This is a genomic window from Acidovorax sp. Root275 (assembly GCF_001428965.1).
In the GTDB taxonomy this organism is placed as follows: domain Bacteria; phylum Pseudomonadota; class Gammaproteobacteria; order Burkholderiales; family Burkholderiaceae_C; genus Acidovorax; species Acidovorax radicis.
The window spans coordinates 97,001-118,791 of sequence record NZ_LMJH01000008.1; the positions used below are offsets into that span (position 1 = coordinate 97,001).

The window sequence follows — 21,791 nt, forward strand, 5'->3', positions numbered from 1 at the left end:
CGTGGGGGGAAGGCGCGAAGCGACTCAGGGGGGGCTTCACATCAATCTGCGCTGGCCTGCTCGATCAGTGCGGCGGCAGACAACTGGATGCGCATGTTGGCCGCAAGGCGATCAAATACAGGGCGCGAAGCCGCCGACACCGGGGTGGCTGCCTCGCTCTGGGCCACGATGGTCTGCGGGTCCTGGTGCACCCCGTTCACGCGGAACTCGAAATGCAGGTGCGGGCCGGTGGCCCAGCCCGTGGCGCCCACGGCGCCCAGGGTCTGGCCTTGTTCCACCGACTGCCCCTGGCGCACATCGATGCGGCTCAGGTGGGCATAGACGGTGACGTGCTGGTTGCGGTGCTTCACGAAGACCACATTGCCAAAGCCGTTCTGCACGCCCGCAAACTCCACCACACCATCGCCCACGGTGCGCACTGCGGTGCCGGTGGGGGCTGCGAAGTCGGTGCCCAGGTGGGCGCGCCAGGTTTGCAGGATGGGGTGCAGGCGCATCTTGAAGCCGCTGGTCACCCGCGAGAACTCGACCGGTGAGGTGAGGTAGGCGCGGCGCATGCTCTCGCCGTCCAGCGTGTAGTAGGCGCCCTTGGCGGCATTGGGCTCCTGGAACCAGATGGCTTGGTGGGTCTTGCCGTTGTTGACGAACTCGGCGCTCAGCACGCGGCCGCTCGAGAGGGGTTCTCCGTCGGCTTCCAGGGTTTCGTACACCACCGAGAAGCGGTCGCCCTTGCGCAGCGAGCGGCGAAAGTCGATGTTGCCCGAGAACAGTTCGGCCATCTGCACCGCGACGCCGTCGGGGATGTTGGACGCATCGGTTGCGGCAAACAGCGAGCTGTTGATGACGCCGCCCGACAGCCGGCTGCTGGCCGTCATCTTGGCGGTCTCGATGCGCGAGGTGAATTTGTTGTCGCCCTTGCGTTCCACGATGAGGCGGCGGAAGTTGCCGCTGTCGTCCGGCACCCAGCGCACGGTCATGCGGACCAGACGGTGGTCGTCGGTGGTCTCGGCCGAAACGACACGGCCGGTGCGGCCGAGCACGTTTTGTCGCACAGGAGTGTCACCGCGCATGAAGGCGGCGGCAGCCGGGTCGGCCACGCCCATGCGCTGCAGCAGCGATTCGGGGGTGTCGCTGCTGCGCACCTGCTCGGAGCGGAACAGCGAGAAGCCAGGAGCGTCAAGCTCGCCCAGTACGAGGTTCTCCGCCAGCGATTCGACGGGGTAGCTGACCATGCGCACCGGCAGTTCGGCCGGGTCGGGCGCAAAGGACGCCACGGCGAATGCGCCGCCGCCGCCCGTCAGCAGGATGGCTGCAACGGCGGCGGTAATGCGTTTGGGATGTTGTTGGAGCGTGCGGGACAGTCGGTCAAGCAAAGCGGTGCTGGCGGTGCGGACCGTAGTGAGGCCGTGAATCAATGGTCTATCCCCAGGGTGAACGTGATTTCCTGAAACTCCCCCGGTGCGAAGACGGGGCGAGGCCAGGAGCACAGACTGTCAGGCTGCAGCCATTCGACAGAATGGTGAAAAACAGGTCGAAACGGCGGGCCCACTAGAATCCGCCTCAAGCAATGTGGGCTGAAGTATAGCGGTGCATGCTGTCTAGACATCCCAAAAAACCCTTATGAATCAATCTGCTGTTACAACAACCCCGGTCTCTGATGGTGTAAGACAGGCCCTCGAAATCTCGCTGCGCGGCGTGCAAGAGCTGCTGCCGCAGGACGAATGGGTCAAGAAGCTGGCGCGTTCGGAGGCCACGGGCCAGCCGCTGCGCATCAAACTGGGGCTGGACCCCACGGCACCCGACATCCACATCGGCCACACGGTGGTGCTGAACAAGATGCGGCAACTGCAAGATCTGGGCCACCAGGTGATTTTCCTGATCGGAGATTTCACCAGCCTGATCGGCGACCCGTCGGGCCGCAACAGCACGCGCCCGCCGCTCACGCCCGAGCAGATCAAGGTGAACGCCGAGACCTACTACAAGCAGGCCAGCATGGTGCTGGACCCCGCGCGCACCGAGATCCGCTACAACAGCGAGTGGAGCGAGCCCCTGGGTGCGAGCGGCATGATCCAGCTGGCCTCCCGGTACACCGTGGCGCGGATGATGGAGCGCGACGATTTCCACAAGCGCTTCACCACCGGCCAGTCCATTGCGGTGCACGAGTTTCTGTACCCGCTGATGCAGGGCTATGACTCGGTGGCCCTGAAAAGCGACCTCGAGCTGGGGGGCACGGACCAGAAGTTCAACCTGCTCATGGGCCGCCATCTGCAGCAGGAATACGGCCAGGAGCCGCAGTGCGTGCTCACCATGCCGCTGCTGGTGGGCCTGGACGGCGTGGACAAGATGTCCAAGTCCAAGAACAACTACATCGGCATTGCCGAAGAGCCCAACACCATGTTCGCCAAGGTGCTGTCGATCAGCGACACGCTGATGTGGGACTGGTACACGCTGCTGTCGTTCAAGAGTCTGGCCGAGATCGCAGCGCTCAAGGCCGAGATCGAAGGTGGCCGCAACCCCAAGGACGCCAAGGTGGCGCTGGCCAAGGAAATCACCGCGCGTTTCCACAGCGCCGCGGCGGCCGATGCGGCCGAGCAGGATTTCATGAACCGCAGCAAGGGCGGTGTGCCCGATGAGATTCCCGAAGTGTCCCTGTCGGGTGCGCCGCTGGGCATCGGTGCCTTGCTCAAGCAGGCCAACCTGGCCCCGTCCGGCAGCGAGGCCAACCGCCTGATCGACGGCGGCGGTGTGCGGGTGGATGGTAGTGTTGTCAGCGACAAGGGCCTCAAGCTGGCCGCCGCCACCTACGTCGTGCAGGTCGGCAAGCGCAAGTTTGCACGGGTGACCTTGTCCTGATTTTTAGGTGAAATGGGCCGCTGGCACTTGATGAATAAGCGCGAGTAGCTATCAAAATAAAAGCGCTGACCCAGCCGGGCTCAGCGCTTTTTTGTGGTCAGTCCAGGTTGTCGTTCAAGTCCGGGTCGGGCACATCCCCGATCGCCTCGCGTGTGGCCTGGGCCTGCAGCTGCAGCCAGGCGCAAAACGCCGTGATCTCCGGCCGCTGCGCGCTGCGGGGCCCCACCATGAGCCAGTAGGCCAGTGGCGAGTCGATGCGGTGGCCGGGCAGCACCTCCACCAGGTCGCCAGCGGCCAGTGCATCGGCAATCAGCGGCATGCGCGCCAGCGCCAGGCCCTGGCCGGCGAGGGCCGCCTGCACGATCTGGTGGGCGTAGTTGAAATACAGCCAGCGCTCGGGCTGCAGCTTGGCCAGGTCCCGCGCATCAAACCAGCGGCGCCAGCTCAGCCACTCCAGGTGTTGGCTGCGGTGCGCGTCGCCCGCCTCGATCAACGTGAACTGGGTGACATCGGCCGGCGTGCGCAGGGGCTTGCCACTCTTGAGCAGCCAGGGGCTGGCCACCACGGCCAGCTGCTCGCCAAACAGGCGCTGCCCCCCCAGGGTGCCCGCGCCCGGCATGCTGTAGCGCAGGGCCAGGTCCACGTCCGAGGTTTCCAGGTCCACCGGCACGTCGCTCGCATCAATGCGGATGTCGATGCCCGGGTTGTCGCGCTGGAACTCCTCCATGCGCGGGATCAGCCACATCGATGCAAAGCTGGCCCAGGTGGTGATGGCCACACTGCGGCGCCCGGCCGTCTGGCGCACCAGACGCACGGCGGCGTCCATGCGCTCGAGCGCCGGGGCCACGGCGCGCTGCAGCTGCGCACCCGCGCTGGTCAGCTCCACCGCCCGCGTGTGGCGCAGGAACAGCGCCACGCCCACTTCTTCTTCCAGGGCCTGGATCTGGCGGCTGACGGCTGACTGGGTGAGCGCCAGCTCATCGGCAGCGGCACGGAAGTTCAGATGGCGCGCCACCGCCAGAAAGGCGCGCCAGTGGCCGGTGGCCACGGGGCGGGTGCGCAGAACGGCGGGGGAGTATTCGGCAGAGGCCATGGCAGGTGTCCTGGAGGCGATTCATGCGTTGTCGGAATGAATAGCGTACCGCGTTTTCATTGGACTGTGTGCATGGCGAAGCGCACTATCCAGTCTCCGAAACACCTTTTATTGAAGCCAAGGAGCCTGTCATGTCCCCCCGCAACGTTCTGGAATCGCAACAATCCGTGCAAGCCAGCCTGGCTGGCCGTCCTGCGGCCGGTTGCTGGAAACTGACCACAGGCAAGGCTTTGTCGCTGCGCCCGCACACCCATGGTGTGTTGCAGATTGCGCAGGGGCAGGTCTGGCTCACCCTGAGCGGGTCTCTGGCGGATTTGCCGGGTGCGGCGGCAGACCACGTGCTGCGGGCGGGTGACCGGTTGGTCATCGCACCGGGCCAGCATGTGGTGATGGAAGCCTGGAACCCCTCGGGGCACGCCGATGCCGTGGCTTTCCGTTGGGACAGCGTGGTGGCGCCCGCCACGGCGCAGTCCGCCAGCCTGGCTGCCCGCGACTGGGAATGTGGTGTGGTGCAGCCGCTGCGCGACCTGGTGCATGCACTGGGCCAAGGCGGGCGTGCCCTGGGTGCAGCGCTGGCGGATGTGGCGGGCGCGGGCGGGCGTTTTGCCGCAGGTCTGGCCCGGTTTGCTCTGCATCGGATAGCAGCACCGCTACAGCGCAAGCCAGCTTGAAACGTATATGCAGGAAAAGCATCAATAGGTGCCGTGCTTTTCATTGGACGTTGTTCTGCAAGCCGCGCACCATACGGTCTTACTAGGGTTAACCCGGAGAAAGCCATGACAACCTCTCACGCTCTTCATCTGTTTTCATCTTCCCGCGCTGTGGGTGCGGCAGCGGGTGGCACTGGCACGGTGGCTGCTGGCGCCGCGGTCAGCCTAGCCCCCAAGGCTGCGATGACCTTGCGCATCGCCGAAGGCCAAGCCTGGGTCACGCTGGGCAAGGGCCTGGGCGACAGCAGCGACGTGTTCCTTTGCGCCGGGCAGTCGCTGCCCGTGGCCGCAGGCCAATCGGTGGTGGTCGAGCCCCTGAATGGCCGCCGCCTGCAGTACCGCTGGGTGCGCGGCGAGGCTGCCAGTGCCCGCCCTGCATCGTGGTGGCGCCGTGCGTCCGTTGGCAACGGGGCTCCCGCGTGGGGCGACGCCTGCTGCGCCTGAGGGCGCTGGCCTGATCCGGGAAAGGGGGGGCTGACCTCGCCTCGGTTCTGGTGTGCAATAGAGCTTCAAAGAGCTGCTAGCGCTTGATCATCAAGCGCTAGCAGCTCTTTTTTTGATAGCGTTTGTACATGCGACACGTGCAGCGCCAGCGCCTCAAACGGCTCAACCTTCGAGGCCTTGGTGCGGCGCTTCGCCCAACAGCCCGATCAACTGGGCCTGCAGCGTCGTCAGTATTTCATCGGACAACGCCGGCCGCGCCGCCGCAGTGGCGCGGGCCAGCACCAGCCCGCCGACCATGGTGGCCAGGACTTGCATGGCGCGCGCTCGGTCTTCTGGCGGTATAGGGGCGCTGCTGTCTGTCAGCAACTGCGCAAAACGCCCGATGTTGCGCTCGATGCCCTGGGCAAACACTTCTGAAAGCTCGCTGCCGGCCCGGGCGGCATCCACCGCCAGCGCGGCGGCGGGGCAACCCGTGCCCGGCGAGTCGCGGTGCTGGGGCGAGAGGTAGCTCTTGATGCGCTCGCCGATGGTGGTGTTCGGGGTGGCTCCGTCCAGCGGGGCGATGGACCAGTCGAACGCCCGCGCACAGGCCTCTTGCACCAGCGCGTCTTTCGACGCGAAATGCCGGTACAGCCCGCCATGGGTGAGCCCCGCATCGCGCGTGATGTCGGCCACGCCCACGCCGGTCAGCCCCCGCTCGCGGTACAGACGGGAGGCCGCGTCGAGGATGCCCTGCCGGTTCTCTGCGGCCTGTGCTTTGGAAACCTTCATGCTGCCTCTTATTGATTGCGACCGTACGCAAAAAGTGGTGATGCCTTTATGATGACGGCTGCAATCATAAAGGCGCGGATCGTTTCCGTGCGTCGCTGCAGTGCCTTGGAACCGGTTCTTGGTGCTGCGCCCAATCTGTCTGACGAGGTGAATGCATGAAAAAAATGATCCATGGCGGCCGTGGTGCCGAGGTGTGGAGTGGTGTGTGCTGCGACAAGGCGGTGGCCTGATGCGGCGCGTTGTGGTCACGGGCATGGGCCTGGTGTCGCCGCTGGGCTGCGGTGTGGAACTGGTCTGGCAGCGCCTGCTGGCAGGGCGCTCGGGTCTGTCGCGCCTGCCGGAGGCGGTCACGGACGGCATTTCCGCCAAGGTGGCGGGGCAGGTGCCCAGCGTCGCGGACGACGCGGAGGGGGGTTGGGACGTGGATGCCATCGTCTCGTCCAAGGACCAGCGCAAGATGGACCGCTTCATCCCCTTTGCGCTGGGCGCGGCGCAGCAGGCGCTGGCGCAGGCCGGCTGGCCGCCTGCCGATGAGCGGGCGCGCGAGCGCACGGCCACGGTGATCGCCTCGGGCATTGGTGGCTTTGGCGCGATTGCCGAGGCCGTGCGCACCACCGACACGCGTGGCCCGCAGCGCTTGTCGCCGTTCACGGTGCCGTCGTTCCTGGTCAATCTGGCGGCAGGGCAGGTGTCGATCCGCCATGGCCTCAAGGGGCCGCTGGGCGCGCCGGTCACCGCGTGCGCCGCCAGCGTCCAGGCGATTGGCGATGCCGCGCGCCTGATCCGCAGCGGCGAGGCCGATGTGGCCCTGTGCGGTGGCAGCGAGGCGGCCATTGACCGCGTGAGCCTGGGCGGTTTTGCAGCGGCCAAGGCCCTGGGCACGGCGTTCAACGACACACCCGAGCAGGCCTCGCGGCCGTTTGATGCGCAGCGCGACGGTTTTGTGATGGGTGAGGGCGCGGGCATGCTGGTGATTGAGGCGCTGGACCACGCCCTCGCGCGCGGCGCACAGCCACTGGCCGAGCTGGTGGGCTATGGCACGTCGGCCGACGCGTACCACATCACCTCCGGCCCCGAAGATGGCGATGGCGCAGCGCGCAGCATGCTGGCCGCGCTGGCGCAGGCAGGCCTCACAGCCCAGGATGTGCAGCACCTGAACGCCCACGCCACGTCCACCGGCGTGGGCGACCGTGGCGAGCTGGCCGCCATCCGCCGTGTGTTTGGCACGGGGGCGCAGGTGGCCATCAGTTCCACCAAGTCGGCCACCGGCCATCTGCTGGGGGCTGCTGGTGCGGTGGCGGCCATCTTCACAGCGCTGGCGCTGCGCGACCAGGTGGTGCCGGGCACGTTGAACCTGCACACGCCCGATGCGCTGGCCGAGGGGCTGGACATGGTGGCGCTGCGGCCCAGGCCGATGGCGCTCACGCATGCCATGCTCAACGGGTTTGGTTTTGGGGGTGTGAACGCGACCCTGATCCTGCGGCGCTGGCCCGAAGCCGCGTGACGGGCAGGGGCCTGTTCAGAGCACCAGTTCGCCGCGCACGGCTTCAAAGGCCGCGAGCGCTGCGTCCCCGTCCAGATGCTCCATGCGCGCCAGCGCGTCCACGTCTTCCACCGTGCTGAACGCGAGGCTGAACTGGTGGAAACGCCGCCCCGCGAGCGGGCCGTGGTGCAGCACCTCGACGTTGACGTGGCGGGGGTCGTTGCGGATGCGTTCGATGAGTTTGAGCACCGCCTTCTGCGGGCCTTCGAGCTGCTGGCAGAAGCGCTGGCCGTCAAAAATCAGCAACCCCGTCACGTCCAGCTCCGCGTTGACATGGCGCGCGCGCCCTGCAATCTCGGCCACCACGCTCAAGGGTTGATCGGGGGCGAGGGTGCTCACATAGAGAACCTCGTAGAGGACGGGGGATACGTTCATAAGTGAGGCCAATGTAGGGGGCGCGCGGCGGTTGCACAATGTCAAAAGACATAGATGTAACTGCTGCACCACCCCGCGCGTCGTGGTGCTGTCGCCCAGTGTGAATCGATGAGAATTGCGCCACCATGAATGTCACCCTGCCTGCCAACGCCTGTCCCCCGACCTGCCACGACTGCCGGCTGCGAAAGACCGGCGCGTTCACGGCCGTGAAGCCCGAGGTGCTGGATTTCATTGAAGGCTTTCGCACGGACAGCCTGGCCGTGGAGGCCGGCGGCGCGCTGGTGCGCGAGAACCAGACCAACGCCAAGCTGTTCACGCTGTATTCGGGCTGGGCCTTTCGCTACAAGACCATGAGCGACGGGCGCCGCCAGATCCTCAATTTTTTGCTGCCTGGCGACCTCGTGGGCCTGCAGCAGGAGTTTGGCGATGTCTCCACCCACGGCATCGAGGCGCTGACCGATTGTTCGCTGTGTGTGTTCCAGAACGACAGCCTGTGGGCGCTGTTTCGCGAGCACCCGCGCCTGGGCTACGACATCACCTGGCTGTCGGCCCACGAAGAAGGCCATGTGGACGACAACCTGCTGACCACCGGCCGCCGCAACGCTACAGAACGCGTGGCCATGCTGCTCATGCACCTGTACCGGCGGCTCGACCGCATCGGGCTGGTGGAGGACGGCGCGGTGGCGTTCCCGCTGAACCAGCAGCACATTGCCGATGCACTGGGGCTGTCGCTGGTGCACACCAACAAGACGCTGCGGCGCCTGTCGCTGCTGGGCCTGCATGAGCTGAAAAACGGGCGGCTGCGCCTGCTCAACACCCGCGCGCTGGCCCGCATCGCCGAGTACTACGACACGCCGCCCCGGCTGATGCCGCTGTTGTAGAGGTACTGCTGCGGCAGGAATTTGATCAAATTGGCCTCTGGCGCTTGTGTGGTAAGCGTAAGAAGCTATGGTTTGAATAGCATATTGCGCTGTGTTGGCCGCAACCGATAATCCACGCCATGCCCGCACGCCGGGCTTTTGCTGCGCAACCCCACCTCCTTTTTCATGACCTCACTCGACATCCTCATCATGGCGGCCGGCAAGGGCACGCGCATGAAAAGCCGCCTCCCCAAGGTGCTGCAACGCCTGGCCGGGCGCCCATTGCTGCAGCATGTGCTGGACCAGGCAGCCCATTTACAGGCGCGCAGCGCCATCGTCATCACCGGCCATGGTGCTATAGAAGTAGAAGCTGCTACTGCAGGTGCAGCAAGCGCTGGAGGCCATTTTGACCTCAAATTCGTGCGCCAGGAGCCCCAGCTGGGCACCGGCCACGCCGTCCAGCAGGCCGTGCCCCACCTGCGCGATGACGGCACGGTGGTCGTGCTGTCGGGCGACGTGCCGCTGACCCAGGCCGACACCCTGCGTGCCCTGGTGGCGGCCAGCGAAGGCGGCAAGCTGGCCCTGCTGACCGTGACCTTGCCCGACCCCACGGGTTATGGCCGCATCGTGCGCAATGCATCCGATGCCGTGCAAGGCATCGTCGAACACAAGGACGCCACCGACGCCCAGCGCGCCATCACCGAGGTCTACAGCGGCATCATGGCCGTGCCCGCGAAGCTGCTGCGCGGCTGGCTGGCGCGGCTGACCAATGACAACGCCCAGGGCGAGTACTACCTCACCGACATCGTCGCCATGGCCGTGGCCGATGGTGTGCCCGTGGTCGCGCACCGCATCACCGATGCGCTGCAGGTGGCGGGCGTGAACAGCCCGCTGCAACTGGCCGAGCTGGAGCGCGCGCACCAGCTGCGCCAGGCCCTCGCACTGATGGAGCAGGGCGTGCGCTTGGCCGACCCGGCGCGGTTCGATGTGCGCGATGACACCCGCACCGGTGTGCGCGGCGAACTGGTGTGTGGGCAGGATGTGGAGATCGACGTGAACTGCGTCTTCACCGGCCGCGTGGAGCTGGGCGAGGGCGTGAGCATTGGCGCGAACTGCTGCATTGCCAACGCACGCATCGCGGCGGGCGCCGTGATCCATCCGTTCACCCACATCGACGGCGAGAAGGCTGGCGCCACCGTGGGCGAGGGCGCGCTGATCGGCCCCTTTGCCCGCCTGCGCCCCGGTGCACAACTGGGCCGCGAGGTGCACATCGGCAATTTTGTGGAGGTGAAGAACAGCACCCTGGCCGATGGCGCCAAGGCCAACCACCTCGCCTACCTGGGGGACGCCACCGTGGGCGAGCGTGTGAACTACGGCGCGGGCAGCATCACCGCCAACTACGACGGTGCCAACAAGCACCGCACGGTGATCGAGGCCGATGTGCATGTGGGCAGCAACTGCGTGCTGGTGGCGCCGGTGACGATTGGCGCAGGCGGCACGGTGGGTGGTGGCAGCACCATCACGAAGAGCACGGCGCCGGGAGCGCTGAGCGTGGCGCGGGGCAAGCAGGTCAGCATTGCCAACTGGAATCGCCCCGCCAAACAAGCCAAGCCATGAGCGCGCCAGACGCCAGCGCCGGGGACGAGCTGCAGCAATTGCAGGGATTGCGCGCCGCGCTGGCCCGCAGCCAGCAGCAGGTGGCCCACATGGCGGCTGCGCAGGAGGAGTTCTTGCGCGCCGTTTCGCACGACCTGCGCGCGCCGCTGCGGCATGTGACCTCTTACGGCACGCTGGTGCGCGAGGTGCTGGGGGATCTGCCGCCCGAGGTGGCGCAGGGCGCCGAGGTGCAGGAGGCACTGGGCTTTCTGGCCACCATGGACCAGTCCGCCCGGCGCATGGGCCTGATGATCGACGGGCTGCAGGCCCTGGTGCGCGCCAGCCGCGCCCCGCTGAGCCTGCAGCCTGTGCCGCTGGCCGATGCGATGGCCCAGGCGCGCGCCACTCTGGCCCCTGCCGAGGCAGGGCGTGCCGTGGAATGGCGCGTGGATGCCAACCTGCCTACGTTGCAGGCCGACCCGGTGTTGCTGCAGGAGTTGCTGGTGCAGCTGCTGGGCAACGCGCTCAAGTTCACACGTCCGGTGGCCCAGCCCTGCATCACCCTGCGGGCCGATGTGGCGCCATGGGGCCAGCTGGCCTTTACGGTGCGAGACAACGGCGTGGGGTTTGACCCGGCGCGTGCGGGCACCTTGTTCGGTGTGTTCCAGCGCCTGCACCGCGAGACTGAGTTTGACGGCGTGGGCACGGGTCTGGCGCTGTGCCGTGCGGTGGCGCAACGCCATGGCGCACACCTCAGTGCCACGGCAATGCCGGGTGGGGGCTGCACGGTGCGTGTGCAATGGCCCGTGGAGTGTGCTGCGACGGAGGCCGACCCCGGGGCCACCAACCCCTGACGCTGAACCGGCGGCCGCCCGCTACACCGCTGGCACCAGGTCCGGCTCCATGCACCCTGCCACGCGGTTGCGCCCGCCGTTCTTGGCGGCATACAGCGCGGCGTCGGCCGCGTCGATCCAGGCGCGCAGGCTGCTGTGGCGGTGGTCGGCGGGGGCCACGCCAATGCTGCTGGTGACGCGCACGCCGGGCAGGCTGCGCAGGCGAACGCTCTCGGTCTGCTCGCGGATGCGGTGGGCAATGGCCAGCGCGTCCTTGGCCTGCATGCCGGGCAGCACGATGGCAAATTCATCACCACCGTAGCGCCCCGCGCAGTCGCCCGCGCGCACGTTGCCGCGTACCACATGGGCCAGTGCACGGATCACTTCGTCACCCACGGTATGGCCGTGGGCGTCGTTGATCTCCTTGAAATGGTCGATGTCCAGCATCAGCATGCAGGCCGGTTCGTTACTGGTGTGGTGGCGGCGCAGCGCGGCCTCGGCCTGCTCTTGCCAGTGACCGCGCCCGAACAGGCCGGTGAGTGCATCCACACGCCGCAGCTCGTCCAGCAGCTGGTTCTGCCGCGCTGACTGGCGGATGAGTTGGTAGCTGACCAGGCTGACCGACAGCGTGTGCAGTGCCATCACCGGCAGGCAGGCGATCATGACGCGCATGGAGGTTTCAGGCGCCCAGTGCAAGCCTGAGAGCGCCGCGCCCACCAGCCCTCCGGCCAGCATGGCGGGCAGCGCGCGCGCCCACAGCCCGCGGATGCCGGTGGTGATCTTGTCCACCATGGTCAGTGTCAGCAGCAGCACGCTGGGCAACAGGTTGAAGTGCATCAGCGGCACAAAACTGGCGGCCAGGGCAGAGTCGATGAGCAAGTTGCGGGTCTCGGCCCGGTAGGGGTCTTTGCTGTGGCGCGTCACCAGATAGGCCACATGCGGCCAGACGAATGCGGGCAGCGCCATGGTCAGCCAGGCGGTGACGCTGGCATGGCGCTCCCACAGCACCACGCCCACCACCATGCCGCCCAGCCCCATGCCCAGAATGCGCAGGGGATAGATACGTCGGGGCATCTGGCGGCGGGGTGTGGGCATGGGCGGAATGGGGGGACGGCCCGCAGCGCCCCCCGATGGGCTGGGCACGAGGGGTGGTGGTGGCTGGGGAGCTTACATCTCCCCCAGGAGCGATACCAGCACGAAATGACCAGGCACCGCAAAGGGCAACTGCACGGGCAGCGGCGGCACGGTATCGCCATGGATTCGCTGCAGTGTGGTTGCCGTTGGGGTTTTCAAAATTGATAGCGTGCAACGCTTTCTAATCAAGCGCTAGAGGCACTTTTGTATCGAATTTTGCCCGGCGCGTCGCGAAAAAAGCCTTCACATTGCGCACGTTGGCATCGCCTGTGAACAGGCGCTGCGACAGCGCCAGGTAGCCCGGCATGTCCCGGGTGTGCACCACCAGCACAAAGTCGGGCCCGGGCGACACGCGCCAGCACTGCTGCACGGCGTCGTCGGCCACGGCGCGGGCTTCGAATGCTTCGAGCTGCTCGGCGCCCTGGCGGTCGAGCGACACCTCGACGATGCAGGCCAGCCCGTGGCCTTGAACAGCCGCCAGCCGGTCGGGCTGCAGGATGGCCACCTGGCGCTCGATCAGACCGACATCGTGCAGGCGCTTGACGCGGCGCAGGCAGGTGGGTGGCGAGACATGCACCTGCTCGGCCAGCGCCTGGTTGCTTTGTGCGGCATCGGTTTGCAGGAGGTTGAGCAGCTGCAGGTCCGTGCTGTCGAGTGATATGTATTCCATAAATTTTTGTGATTTGAAAGAAAATTTCACAATGAATGATTTGTGAAATTAAAGTTCAAAAATTAATAAATATCAATCAACAATTTCTTACTGGGCTGCCTAACATCGCCCATCGCTTTAAAACCAAGGCAAACACCATGTGCGGCATCGTCGGCGCGGTCTCCACGCGCAACATCGTTCCCATCCTCGTCCAGGGCCTGCAGCGGCTTGAATACCGGGGGTATGACTCGTGCGGCGTGGCCGTGCACGCCTCCAGCCTCGATGCTGCACGCCCGGCGGGCCTGCAGCGCGCCCGCAGCACGGCGCGTGTGGCCGAACTGCTGGACCAGGTGACCACGGAACGCATCGACGGCGCCACCGGCATTGCCCACACCCGCTGGGCCACCCATGGCGCGCCTGCCGTGCACAACGCCCATCCGCATTTCAGCCACGGCACGGGCGCTGACGCCAACGCCCAGAGCGTTGGCCGCGTGGCCCTGGTCCACAACGGCATCATTGAAAACCACGAAGAACTGCGCAAGGCACTGCAGGCACGCGGCTATGTGTTTGCGAGCCAGACCGACACCGAAGTCGTCGCCCACCTGGTGGACAGCCACTACACCGGCGACCTGTTCGATGCCGTGCAGGCCGCCGTGGCCGAGCTGCACGGCGCCTACGCCATCGCGGTGATGCACAAGGACGAACCCCACCGCGTGGTGGGGGCGCGCGCCGGTTCGCCGCTGATCCTGGGGGTTGGCAAAGACGCTGCCGGAGGGGCCTCGCAATCCCCTGAACACTTCTTGGCCAGCGACGCCATGGCACTGGCCGGCGTGACGGACCAGATCGTCTACCTGGAAGAGGGCGACTTGGTGGACCTGCAGCTGGGCCGCTACTGGATTGTGGGCAAGGACGGCGCCGCGTTGACCCCCGCGCAGCGCCCCGTGCGCACCGTGCTGGCCCACAGCGGCGCGGCCGAGCTGGGCCCCTACCGCCACTACATGCAAAAGGAAATCTTCGAGCAGCCGCGCGCCATTGCCGACACCCTCGAAGGCGTGGAAGGCATCGTGCCTGAGCTGTTCGACGGCGCGGGCCAACACGGCGAGCCCGGCGCCGCCGCCTGGCGCGTGTTCAAGGAGATCAACAGCGTCCTCATCCTGGCCTGCGGAACCAGCTACTACAGCGGGTGCACCGCCAAATACTGGCTCGAAGAAATCGCCGGCATCCCCACGCAAGTGGAAGTGGCCAGCGAATACCGCTACCGCACCAGCGTGCCCAACCCGCGCACGTTGGTGGTCACCATCAGCCAGTCGGGCGAAACGGCCGACACGCTGGCGGCGCTGCGACACGCGCAAAGCCTGGGCATGTCGCACACGCTCACCATCTGCAACGTGGCCACCAGCGCCATGGTGCGGGAGTGCAAGCTGGCCTACATCACCCGCGCGGGTGTGGAGATTGGCGTGGCCAGCACCAAGGCCTTCACCACCCAGCTCGCGGGCCTCTTCTTGCTGACGCTGGCGCTGGCCCAATCCAAAGGTCGGCTGAGCGAGGAGCAGGAAGCTGCCCACCTCAAAACCATGCGCCACCTGCCCGTGGCGCTGCAGGCGGTGCTGGCGCTGGAGCCCCAGCTCATCAGCTGGGCCGAAGACTTCGCCCGCATGGAAAACGCCCTGTTCCTGGGCCGGGGCCTGCACTACCCCATTGCCCTGGAAGGTGCCTTGAAGCTCAAGGAAATCAGCTACATCCACGCCGAGGCCTACCCAGCGGGTGAACTCAAGCACGGGCCCCTGGCCCTGGTCACCAGCGCCATGCCCGTGGTCACGGTGGCGCCCAACGATGCGCTGCTGGAAAAACTCAAGAGCAACATGCAGGAAGTGCGCGCGCGCGCCGGTGTGCTCTACGTGCTGGCCGACGCCGACACCCGCATCGAAAGCGGCGAAGGCATTCACGTCATCCGCATGCCCGAGCACTATGGCCCGCTGAGCCCGCTGCTGCATGTCGTGCCGCTGCAGTTGCTGGCGTATCACACGGCGTGTGCGCGGGGGACGGATGTGGATAAGCCCAGAAATTTGGCAAAAAGTGTCACTGTGGAGTGACGCGTTGGGGGCGCTGGCTTTGACTGATCGTAAAAATAAACTCTGTAATCTGTAAATAAAACCTGGAAAGGTTTAGTGCACCCGTACCGTTGGGTTCCAAGCGCCTCAGTTGAGGCGCTTTTTTATTGTCAGATCACCAAGCTATGGGGGAGTTGGATGGGCTGCTTCAGGCTGATTTGAGTCAATAGCGACCCAGTGTCTGAACGGCAGTAACGACAAACACCGGTCGTTGAACGCCTCGCACCCTGATTAGCGGCTTCCCCCTCGGACCCGGCAGCTTACATGCGCGGCGCCTGCCGGCTTGAGCGACCGCTTGTGAGCGCGACAGCGTACTCATGTTGACCCACTATGGACAGTCACTGCCTCCTGGAATGACTACCGTCCCTTACGAACTGGCTGCGTTCATGGCTAGCTCTGGGGGCAAAGCCAACAGCCACTGTTGCTCCATTGCCTGCGATTTCCTTGTCGTTGACAGTCAACAAATGGCCCTGGCATGGTGCTCTGCTGGCGTCACGAGCGCCTGAAAAATTTCTTTGTCGAGGTTGTGGCTGCGATGGAGACGCATCAAACATTCCAGCAAATTTTGCGTACATAGTGACGCTTTAAACAAATATTTCTGATGAATTACAAAGAAATTTATTGATTTTCATTGACTTGGATCATGGATAAAGTTTCGGGACATCAACACCCGAACTACTTCATATGACCACCCCACAACGAATCCCTTTTCATTTGGCTTTTCCTGTGCGTGACATCGCCGAGGCTCGCTCCTTCTACGGCGAACTGCTGGGATGTCCCGAAGGACGCAGCGCTCCCGAATGGGTTGACTTTGACTTCTACGGTCACCAGATCGTTGCTCACTTGGCCCCTGACGAATGCGGTCACAAGTCAAGCAGCGCGGTAGATGGCCATGATGTGCCTGTGCGCCATTTCGGCGCCATCCTCCCGATGGATCAATGGCAGAAGATGGCCGACAAGCTTGTTGCGAACAAGACCAAGTTCGTCATCGAGCCCTACATCCGGTTCAAGGGAGAGCCCGGGGAGCAGGCCACGATGTTCTTCCTCGATCCCTCTGGGAATGCTGTCGAAATGAAGTCCTTCGCGGATCTAGGTTCGCTGTTCGCAAAGTAAAGGTGACGACATGAAAAGCCCTATCCTTCTTCCAATCGCAACCGCGACTGCTCTCTTGTGCTTCCTAGGGAATGCGGTCGCCCAAACGGACACCCTGAAGAAAATCAAGGACTCCGGAGCCATCACTATGGGCGTTCGGGATGGCTCTGGAGCCATGTCGTTTACGCTGGGGCCAGGTGTCTACACTGGCTTTCACGTCGAAGTGTGCGAACGCGTCATTGCAGATGTGAAGAAGGCGCTGGGGATTCAGAAGCTGGACGTCAAGTATCAACTTGTCACGCCGCAGAACCGTATTCCCTTAGTACAAAACGGCACGGTGGACATTGAGTGCGGCACCACAACCAACAACACTGTTCGTCAAAAGGACGTCGCATTCGCACCCACGCTCTATGTAGAGGGCGTGCGTGTTGCAGTCAGGAAAGCCTCGGGCATTGCCTCCACTTCTCAACTCGTCGGCAAAACTGTGGCGGCAACGACAGGGAGTACTGCTGTCCAGCAGCTGCGCAAACTCAAGAAAGAGGGGACGGGGGAGATTGATGAATTGCTCGCGAAAGACAATGGCGAGGGCTTCCTACTGCTTGAATCCGGTCGGGCGCAAGGATTCATCGCCGATGGACAAATCCTGGCCACTCTGATCTCCAAGAGTAAAGATCCTTCGCAGTACGAGTTGCTCGACCAGGTTCTCAGCGTAGAGCCCATTGCGATCATGCTCCCCAAAGGAGATCCAGCTTTCAAGAAGTTGGTGGACCAGAGTGTTATTGCAATTGCGCAGAGCGGCGAGGCAGCGCGACTGTATGACAAGTGGTTCATGAAACCAATCCCACCCAGCAATTTGAAAGTGGGCTTGCCTGCAAACGCTTTGACTCAAGCGGCTTGGAAGAACCCATCGGACAAGCCCCTAGAAGCGTACGACGTTAAGTAAGGACGTTTTGATCGGGCGCTCGAGGGAGGCTTTCTTGGTGCGCAAGACGCGTTGGCGCTCCGGAGAGAGGTTGAGAGAGATAAAAGCTTGAGGAGTGCCGATCCGAGTGCGTCAGGCGCTCTCTCGGCGGGCCGTCCTATCGGAATCCTAGGGTTCCGAATCGTGGAAGTGCAGGGCCGTCAGAAACAGGGTTGTCTTCTCGTTGGGCACCGCTCTGAAGCTCTGCGGCCTGTCGTCCGTCTCCTTGCGAAGATCCGCTATCGAAGTGAGTGTCCACCCCACAGAAAAAATCCAGCGGACACGGAGGCACCCTCTCTGTCTGCGCAGCAAGGTGATGCCCTGGGTAGCGGCAGAAGCAACCTCCTGCTTGAACCGTGGCTGCAGACTTTTTACAGAGCCGGATGCTGTGGATGCGTCAGCTGAAGCATGGAGGCGTGCCATGGATCGGAATGACTACGCTTTGTTGGCCGCTCGCATGAAATCGACGAATGCACGCAGCTTTCCCGGCATGTGCTTGCGATGGGGGTAATACAGATGAAATGCGTCGTCCATTCCGCTGTGCTGTTTCAGAATCTGCCGCAGCTGGCCGCTGGCCAGCTCGTGTTTCGCAAACTCTTCGAACACGAAGCCGATGCCGAGACCCTGGACTGCAGCATCCACGACAGACCGCATCTCGTCGAATAGAAGACGCCCTTGCACGTCGATTTGCACCATTTGGCCATTTGCATCGAACCTCCATTCGAACCACCGGCCTCCCACGGAATAACGTTGCCGAATGCAGTCGTGCTTCAACAGATCATCGATGGACCTGGGCTCCCTTCGATGCTGAAAGTAGTTCGGGGCGGCAACCAAAATTCTTTTTTGCACCTTTCCCAGCTGCACGGCCACCATGTCGTTCTGCACTTTCTTGCCCATGCGTATGCCAATGTCAAAGCCAGCGCTAACGATATCGCCGAGCAGGTTGTCCAGCGAGATCTCGACATGGATCAACGGAAAACTTTCCAGGAAGGCCTCCAGATGCGGTTCGATCAACATACGGTAGGCAACGTATGAGGAGTTGACTCGTACAGTTCCGGATGGCTGGTCGGTTGCCAGCAAAGCTTCCGACAAGGAGTTTCTGATCAGCGCAAGCGCGGGCGCCACTGTTGAATGCAGTGACGCACCCGCTTCAGTCAAGCTGACACTGCGCGTGGTTCGGTTGAAGAGCCGCACATTCAATTGCGCTTCCACAGTCTTGATGGTCCGAGACACCGCCGTCGGCGTAACGCCCAATTCGGCTGCCGCCCGGGCAAAGTTCAAGTGCCGAGCCGCCGCTTCAAACGTCAAAAGCCCAGGTAGATGCACCGGTGGCGAGACTGCAGCCACACCCGCACGGTCCGTCTGCATCGCATCTTTTATTGTGAGCTTTTTGTTCATACTTTATGCATGCTTGTGACTATTTACGTCATTATCTTCGACCTCCATACTTCCCACATCACACGAATTCAACATGCAACCAAGTTGCTCAATGGAACAAAGCATGGCGCTTCGCAACTCCTCCTCCGATCTCTTCTCTCCCGTGACGATGGGTGCGCTGGCGCTCGCGAACCGCATTGTCATGGCGCCGCTCACACGCAGTCGTATGGGCACTGACGGCGTGCCCAACGAAATGCATGCCCGCTACTACGCACAGAGAGCCAGCGCAGGCCTGATCATTAGCGAGGCGACAAACATCTCGGCCCAAGGGCGGGGCTATGCATTGACGCCTGGCATATGGACGGGCGAGCAGGTCATCGGCTGGAAGAAAGTGACGGATGCGGTGCACGCAGCTGGGGGCCTGATCGTGTGCCAGCTATGGCATGTTGGCCGCTTCTCACATGTGGATCTGCAACCGGACGGAGCAGCGCCGGTGGCACCGTCGGCGGTTCGCGCAGAGGGCCAGACCTATACCGAAAAAGGCATGCTGGATGTCTCGATGCCGCGGGCACTGGAAACGTCGGAGATTCCTGGCGTCATCGCGCAATACCGGCACGCCGCCGAGTGTGCAAAACGGGCTGGTTTCGACGGTGTCGAAGTGCACTCCGCCAATAGCTATCTGCTGGATCAGTTTTTGCGCGATTCGACCAACCAGCGCAGTGACGCCTACGGAGGCTCCATCGAGAACCGCAGTCGGCTCACCTTGGAAGTCACTGCGGCGGTGGTCGAGGTCTGGGGCCATGACCGTGTCGGAATTCGGCTCTCTCCTGTGACGCCGGATGCAGGCAACACGCCTCTCGACAGCCAGGTCATGCAGACGTACGGCTATTTGATCGAGCAGTTGAATCACTTCCAACTGGCGTATATGCACTTTGTCGAAGGCGCTACGGCCACTTCGCGAACCGTGCCCGAAGGTATAGACCTCGACGCATTGCGCGCACTGTTCAAAGGTCCTTATGTCGGCAACAACAACTACGACCTCGCGTTGGCGATGCGCCGCCGCGCAGAAGGCAAGGTCGATGCGGTCGCTTTTGGCCGTCCGTTCATTGCCAATCCCGATCTGGTGCACCGCTTGAAAGCGGGCGCTGAACTGGCTATTGCTCCTCGGGAAACCTATTACGGCAACGGCGCCAAGGGTTATACCGACTGGCCTGTGCTGGCGGACTGAGCAGGTTGGTTGCCGACCCTGCATCCGATGTGGAACCAACGAGTCACTGGGACTCTTATCAGGAGCAATCGATTGAAAGCGAGCTGTATCAAGACTTTGATTTCCGTGGCGTTCGCTGTTGGCGTGGGAGCAACCGCCCATGCCGCAGACGCACCCATCCGCCCCCAAGCCAACCAAACCAACCAAGGAAAAGCCATGAACAAGCCCACGTACGTACACGACTACAAAGCTATCTCCGAAGTGCTCAACAAGTACATCGAGGGATGCAAACAGGCCAAGAGCAGCATCATGAAGTCCGCTTTCAGTCCTCAGGCGACGATGTATAGCGTCGGCCCCGATGGAAAGATGACTGGTGGTGCGATTCCGATCCTGTTTGAGGGTATCGACAAGGATTTCCGGCCCTCTCCTGACGCGACGGCAGCGATCACCCGCATCGAGATCGTTGGTACGGCGGCCAGCGCGCGCATAGACGCCAACGACATGTCAGGCATCTCGTTCACCGACTTCTTCCATCTTTTGAAGGTCGATGGCCAGTGGACGGTGGTCAGCAAGATTTTCCAGGCACATGCAGCGCCTTAACCAGCCATCTGCGCAGCAAGTACCAGACTCATGATCGCGTCGGCCTACCGGTTCCCGCTCCGGTGGATTGATGCCTTGGCATCGGCGGTCGTGGTTCGCACACTTCGCAGGAATTGAGCTGGCTTTTCGTTGAACACCTTTACGGTGCCAGCCACCACAGGGCGGGTGAGATGACGGCCTGGGTATGTCTGCCCCTAAACATATCCCTACGACCGTAGGGTTTGGCTGAAAGGCGATCCGCATCAAGGCCGCTTTCAGTAAGAACGCAACCATCTTGCGCATCGACGCGGTCGGCAATCATTCGGCCCAAGTCATCTACCGCTTACTTGCGGCACAGGAACGGGTTTTTCGTTTGACGCGTGAAGCCCGAAGTCCCAGTGCTCGCAGTGAGACCGTCGGCAACACCGCAAGCACCCGCGCATCGGCGCCGACTACGTTCTCCTGGCTCAGCTTCTCACTCACCAAGAAGAAAACCTCATGAATACCCCCAACTCTGCTGTCGCCGCCTCCTGTTTGCCCCTGGCGGTTGGTAGCGCTTGCGCGGCCGACCGGCCCGGCGTCGAACACAACACCGCAAAATTCTTGCAATCCCTCGAAGGCAGCAAGACGCTCGATGCAATGACGCCGGCCGAAGCCCGCGCAGCACTTGTGGACGCGCAGGACGCTCCCAATGTTTCCTTGCAAGCGGCCGATGTCAGCGAGAAGACGATCCGCATAAATGGCAGCGAACTGAAGCTGACCATCGTTCGCCCGGAAGGCAGCAAGCACAAGACCCTACCCGCGTTCATGTACTTCCACGGCGGAGGCTGGGTGCTGGGCGACTTTTCCACCCACGAGCGGTTGGTGCGTGACCTGGTGGCAGGCTCGGGCGCGGTAGCGGTCTTCGTCAACTACACCTTGTCGCCTGAGGCGGGGTACGGCGTTGCCATTGAGCAAGCCTATGCCGCAACAAAATGGGTGGCTGAGCATGGTGGGGAGATTAATGTCGACGGCAAGCGCCTCGCGGTCGCTGGCAACAGCGCGGGCGGCAATCTGGCCGCCGTTGTTGCGTTGATGGCGAACGAGAAGGGAGCTCCCGCGTTGCGTTCGCAAGTGTTGCTGTGTCCGGTGACGGATGCAAACTTCGAAACGCAGTCGTACAAGGATTTTGCCAACGGCTACTTCCTGACTAAGGACTTGATGGTGTGGTTCTGGGACCACTACACGACCGATGCCAAGGCACGCAAGCATATCTACGCCTCGCCGCTGCAGGCGACGACCGAGCAGCTCAAGGGCTTGCCGCCAACGTTGATTCAAACTGCTGAATTCGATGTCCTGCGCGACGAAGCCGAAGCTTATGGCCGCAAGCTCGAAGCTGCGGGTGTGCACGTCAAGTCGGTGCGCTACAACGGCATGATTCACGATTTTGGGCTATCGAATATTTTCAGCCACCTGCCAGCGCCCCGCAGCGCAATTGTGCAGGCATCACAAGAGCTCAAGGCCAACCTGGGCAAGTAACTTCAGATGCAGGGAACTGCGTTTGTTCTAAGCGAGCCAAGAGGCAGGCACACCTGCTTTCGACCATCTCGGGACGTGAACCGGTCTT

The 21,791-nt window shown here is 63.4% G+C and carries 20 protein-coding genes; 13 read left to right on the plus strand and 7 right to left on the minus strand.

The features are described 5' to 3' along the window. Positions 1-41 precede the first annotated feature (41 nt). Entirely contained in the window at positions 42-1,412 is a 1,371-nt protein-coding gene (locus ASE52_RS10590; protein WP_057225989.1) for a M23 family metallopeptidase, read from the minus strand. A 205-nt stretch (positions 1,413-1,617) separates the two neighbouring features. Here ASE52_RS10590 and tyrS point away from each other — a divergent pair, with 205 nt between their 5' ends. Beyond that, positions 1,618-2,850, plus strand: coding sequence for a tyrosine--tRNA ligase (tyrS, locus tag ASE52_RS10595; protein ID WP_057225991.1), 1,233 nt, complete (start codon positions 1,618-1,620; stop codon positions 2,848-2,850). Between the two features lie 97 nt (positions 2,851-2,947). Here tyrS and ASE52_RS10600 read toward each other — a convergent pair whose 3' ends face one another. Beyond that, positions 2,948-3,943, minus strand: coding sequence for a LysR substrate-binding domain-containing protein (locus ASE52_RS10600; RefSeq protein ID WP_057225993.1), 996 nt, complete (start codon positions 3,941-3,943; stop codon positions 2,948-2,950). A 131-nt stretch (positions 3,944-4,074) separates the two neighbouring features. Here ASE52_RS10600 and ASE52_RS10605 point away from each other — a divergent pair, with 131 nt between their 5' ends. Further along, positions 4,075-4,614 carry a DUF2917 domain-containing protein gene (locus ASE52_RS10605; RefSeq protein ID WP_057225995.1) on the plus strand — a complete coding sequence of 180 codons (540 nt, stop codon included), beginning with the start codon at positions 4,075-4,077 and terminating at the stop codon, positions 4,612-4,614. 105 nt (positions 4,615-4,719) lie between these two features. After that, a complete protein-coding gene (locus tag ASE52_RS10610) occupies positions 4,720-5,097 on the plus strand; it encodes a DUF2917 domain-containing protein (RefSeq protein WP_029414354.1) in 378 nt (125 codons plus the stop codon). A 162-nt stretch (positions 5,098-5,259) separates the two neighbouring features. On the opposite strand, the gene ASE52_RS10615 is transcribed toward ASE52_RS10610, so the two are convergent. Then, on the minus strand, positions 5,260-5,868 hold the full coding sequence (locus tag ASE52_RS10615; RefSeq protein ID WP_010466633.1) for a TetR/AcrR family transcriptional regulator: 609 nt from the start codon (positions 5,866-5,868) through the stop codon (positions 5,260-5,262). Positions 5,869-6,097: 229 nt separating this feature from the next. Between ASE52_RS10615 and fabF the strand changes: the two genes are divergently transcribed. After that, a complete protein-coding gene (gene fabF, locus ASE52_RS10620; protein ID WP_057227150.1) occupies positions 6,098-7,372 on the plus strand; it encodes a beta-ketoacyl-ACP synthase II in 1,275 nt (424 codons plus the stop codon). Between the two features lie 15 nt (positions 7,373-7,387). Here the strand turns inward: fabF and ASE52_RS10625 are convergent, their stop codons facing one another. After that, positions 7,388-7,786: a BLUF domain-containing protein gene (locus ASE52_RS10625; protein WP_010466631.1), complete on the minus strand. Its 399-nt coding sequence runs from the start codon at positions 7,784-7,786 to the stop codon at positions 7,388-7,390. Between the two features lie 125 nt (positions 7,787-7,911). Here ASE52_RS10625 and ASE52_RS10630 point away from each other — a divergent pair, with 125 nt between their 5' ends. The 3 genes from ASE52_RS10630 to ASE52_RS10640 all read left to right on the plus strand — a co-directional run bounded on the left by ASE52_RS10630 (position 7,912) and on the right by ASE52_RS10640 (position 11,096). Further along, on the plus strand, positions 7,912-8,667 hold the full coding sequence (locus ASE52_RS10630; RefSeq protein WP_010466630.1) for a Crp/Fnr family transcriptional regulator: 756 nt from the start codon (positions 7,912-7,914) through the stop codon (positions 8,665-8,667). A 165-nt stretch (positions 8,668-8,832) separates the two neighbouring features. Continuing rightward, positions 8,833-10,263: a bifunctional UDP-N-acetylglucosamine diphosphorylase/glucosamine-1-phosphate N-acetyltransferase GlmU gene (glmU, locus tag ASE52_RS10635; RefSeq protein ID WP_057227152.1), complete on the plus strand. Its 1,431-nt coding sequence runs from the start codon at positions 8,833-8,835 to the stop codon at positions 10,261-10,263. Beyond that, complete coding sequence (locus tag ASE52_RS10640; protein WP_057225997.1) at positions 10,260-11,096, plus strand: ATP-binding protein; 837 nt, start codon at positions 10,260-10,262, stop codon at positions 11,094-11,096. The genes glmU and ASE52_RS10640 overlap by 4 nt, the downstream gene beginning before the upstream one ends. Positions 11,097-11,117: 21 nt before the next feature. On the opposite strand, the gene ASE52_RS10645 is transcribed toward ASE52_RS10640, so the two are convergent. Together ASE52_RS10645 and ASE52_RS10650 are read right to left on the minus strand one after the other, a co-directional pair. Further along, positions 11,118-12,170: a diguanylate cyclase gene (locus ASE52_RS10645; RefSeq protein WP_010466627.1), complete on the minus strand. Its 1,053-nt coding sequence runs from the start codon at positions 12,168-12,170 to the stop codon at positions 11,118-11,120. A 220-nt stretch (positions 12,171-12,390) separates the two neighbouring features. Then, entirely contained in the window at positions 12,391-12,879 is a 489-nt protein-coding gene (locus ASE52_RS10650) for an Lrp/AsnC family transcriptional regulator (RefSeq protein ID WP_057225999.1), read from the minus strand. 137 nt (positions 12,880-13,016) lie between these two features. Between ASE52_RS10650 and glmS the strand changes: the two genes are divergently transcribed. From glmS to ASE52_RS10665, 3 genes are all read left to right on the plus strand, one after another. Continuing rightward, positions 13,017-14,951, plus strand: coding sequence for a glutamine--fructose-6-phosphate transaminase (isomerizing) (gene glmS / locus ASE52_RS10655; RefSeq protein WP_057226001.1), 1,935 nt, complete (start codon positions 13,017-13,019; stop codon positions 14,949-14,951). Positions 14,952-15,653: 702 nt separating this feature from the next. Next, positions 15,654-16,082: a VOC family protein gene (locus ASE52_RS10660; RefSeq protein WP_057226003.1), complete on the plus strand. Its 429-nt coding sequence runs from the start codon at positions 15,654-15,656 to the stop codon at positions 16,080-16,082. A gap of 10 nt (positions 16,083-16,092) precedes the next feature. Continuing rightward, positions 16,093-17,004: an amino acid ABC transporter substrate-binding protein gene (locus tag ASE52_RS10665; RefSeq protein WP_057226005.1), complete on the plus strand. Its 912-nt coding sequence runs from the start codon at positions 16,093-16,095 to the stop codon at positions 17,002-17,004. A 453-nt stretch (positions 17,005-17,457) separates the two neighbouring features. Here ASE52_RS10665 and ASE52_RS10670 read toward each other — a convergent pair whose 3' ends face one another. Then, complete coding sequence (locus ASE52_RS10670) at positions 17,458-18,420, minus strand: LysR family transcriptional regulator (protein WP_082606835.1); 963 nt, start codon at positions 18,418-18,420, stop codon at positions 17,458-17,460. A 103-nt stretch (positions 18,421-18,523) separates the two neighbouring features. Between ASE52_RS10670 and ASE52_RS10675 the strand changes: the two genes are divergently transcribed. From ASE52_RS10675 to ASE52_RS10685, 3 genes are all read left to right on the plus strand, one after another. Continuing rightward, the gene (locus ASE52_RS10675; RefSeq protein WP_057227156.1) at positions 18,524-19,627 is read left to right on the plus strand and encodes an alkene reductase; all 1,104 of its coding nucleotides are present in this window, start codon (positions 18,524-18,526) and stop codon (positions 19,625-19,627) included. 195 nt (positions 19,628-19,822) lie between these two features. After that, positions 19,823-20,206 carry a nuclear transport factor 2 family protein gene (locus tag ASE52_RS10680; RefSeq protein WP_057227158.1) on the plus strand — a complete coding sequence of 128 codons (384 nt, stop codon included), beginning with the start codon at positions 19,823-19,825 and terminating at the stop codon, positions 20,204-20,206. A 477-nt stretch (positions 20,207-20,683) separates the two neighbouring features. Beyond that, positions 20,684-21,703, plus strand: a complete 1,020-nt coding sequence (locus ASE52_RS10685; RefSeq protein WP_057226007.1) for an alpha/beta hydrolase — start codon at positions 20,684-20,686, stop codon at positions 21,701-21,703. The last annotated feature ends 88 nt before the right edge of the window (positions 21,704-21,791 follow it).

Excerpts from the sequence above, each read along its gene's own strand:
- ASE52_RS10630 (WP_010466630.1), top strand. The coding sequence starts at position 7,912 with ATGAATGTCACCCTGCCTGCCAACGCCTGTCCCCCGACCTGCCACGAC.
- ASE52_RS10610 (WP_029414354.1), top strand. The coding sequence starts at position 4,720 with ATGACAACCTCTCACGCTCTTCATCTGTTTTCATCTTCCCGCGCTGTG.
- ASE52_RS10645 (WP_010466627.1), bottom strand. The coding sequence starts at position 12,170 with ATGCCCACACCCCGCCGCCAGATGCCCCGACGTATCTATCCCCTGCGC.
- ASE52_RS10640 (WP_057225997.1), top strand. The coding sequence starts at position 10,260 with ATGAGCGCGCCAGACGCCAGCGCCGGGGACGAGCTGCAGCAATTGCAG.
- ASE52_RS10670 (WP_082606835.1), bottom strand. The coding sequence starts at position 18,420 with ATGAACAAAAAGCTCACAATAAAAGATGCGATGCAGACGGACCGTGCG.
- ASE52_RS10625 (WP_010466631.1), bottom strand. The coding sequence starts at position 7,786 with ATGAACGTATCCCCCGTCCTCTACGAGGTTCTCTATGTGAGCACCCTC.
- tyrS (WP_057225991.1), top strand. The coding sequence starts at position 1,618 with ATGAATCAATCTGCTGTTACAACAACCCCGGTCTCTGATGGTGTAAGA.
- ASE52_RS10615 (WP_010466633.1), bottom strand. The coding sequence starts at position 5,868 with ATGAAGGTTTCCAAAGCACAGGCCGCAGAGAACCGGCAGGGCATCCTC.
- ASE52_RS10660 (WP_057226003.1), top strand. The coding sequence starts at position 15,654 with ATGACCACCCCACAACGAATCCCTTTTCATTTGGCTTTTCCTGTGCGT.
- ASE52_RS10685 (WP_057226007.1), top strand. The coding sequence starts at position 20,684 with ATGAATACCCCCAACTCTGCTGTCGCCGCCTCCTGTTTGCCCCTGGCG.
- ASE52_RS10675 (WP_057227156.1), top strand. The coding sequence starts at position 18,524 with ATGGCGCTTCGCAACTCCTCCTCCGATCTCTTCTCTCCCGTGACGATG.
- ASE52_RS10665 (WP_057226005.1), top strand. The coding sequence starts at position 16,093 with ATGAAAAGCCCTATCCTTCTTCCAATCGCAACCGCGACTGCTCTCTTG.
- ASE52_RS10680 (WP_057227158.1), top strand. The coding sequence starts at position 19,823 with ATGAACAAGCCCACGTACGTACACGACTACAAAGCTATCTCCGAAGTG.
- ASE52_RS10605 (WP_057225995.1), top strand. The coding sequence starts at position 4,075 with ATGTCCCCCCGCAACGTTCTGGAATCGCAACAATCCGTGCAAGCCAGC.
- glmS (WP_057226001.1), top strand. The coding sequence starts at position 13,017 with ATGTGCGGCATCGTCGGCGCGGTCTCCACGCGCAACATCGTTCCCATC.
- ASE52_RS10650 (WP_057225999.1), bottom strand. The coding sequence starts at position 12,879 with ATGGAATACATATCACTCGACAGCACGGACCTGCAGCTGCTCAACCTC.
- fabF (WP_057227150.1), top strand. The coding sequence starts at position 6,098 with ATGCGGCGCGTTGTGGTCACGGGCATGGGCCTGGTGTCGCCGCTGGGC.
- glmU (WP_057227152.1), top strand. The coding sequence starts at position 8,833 with ATGACCTCACTCGACATCCTCATCATGGCGGCCGGCAAGGGCACGCGC.
- ASE52_RS10600 (WP_057225993.1), bottom strand. The coding sequence starts at position 3,943 with ATGGCCTCTGCCGAATACTCCCCCGCCGTTCTGCGCACCCGCCCCGTG.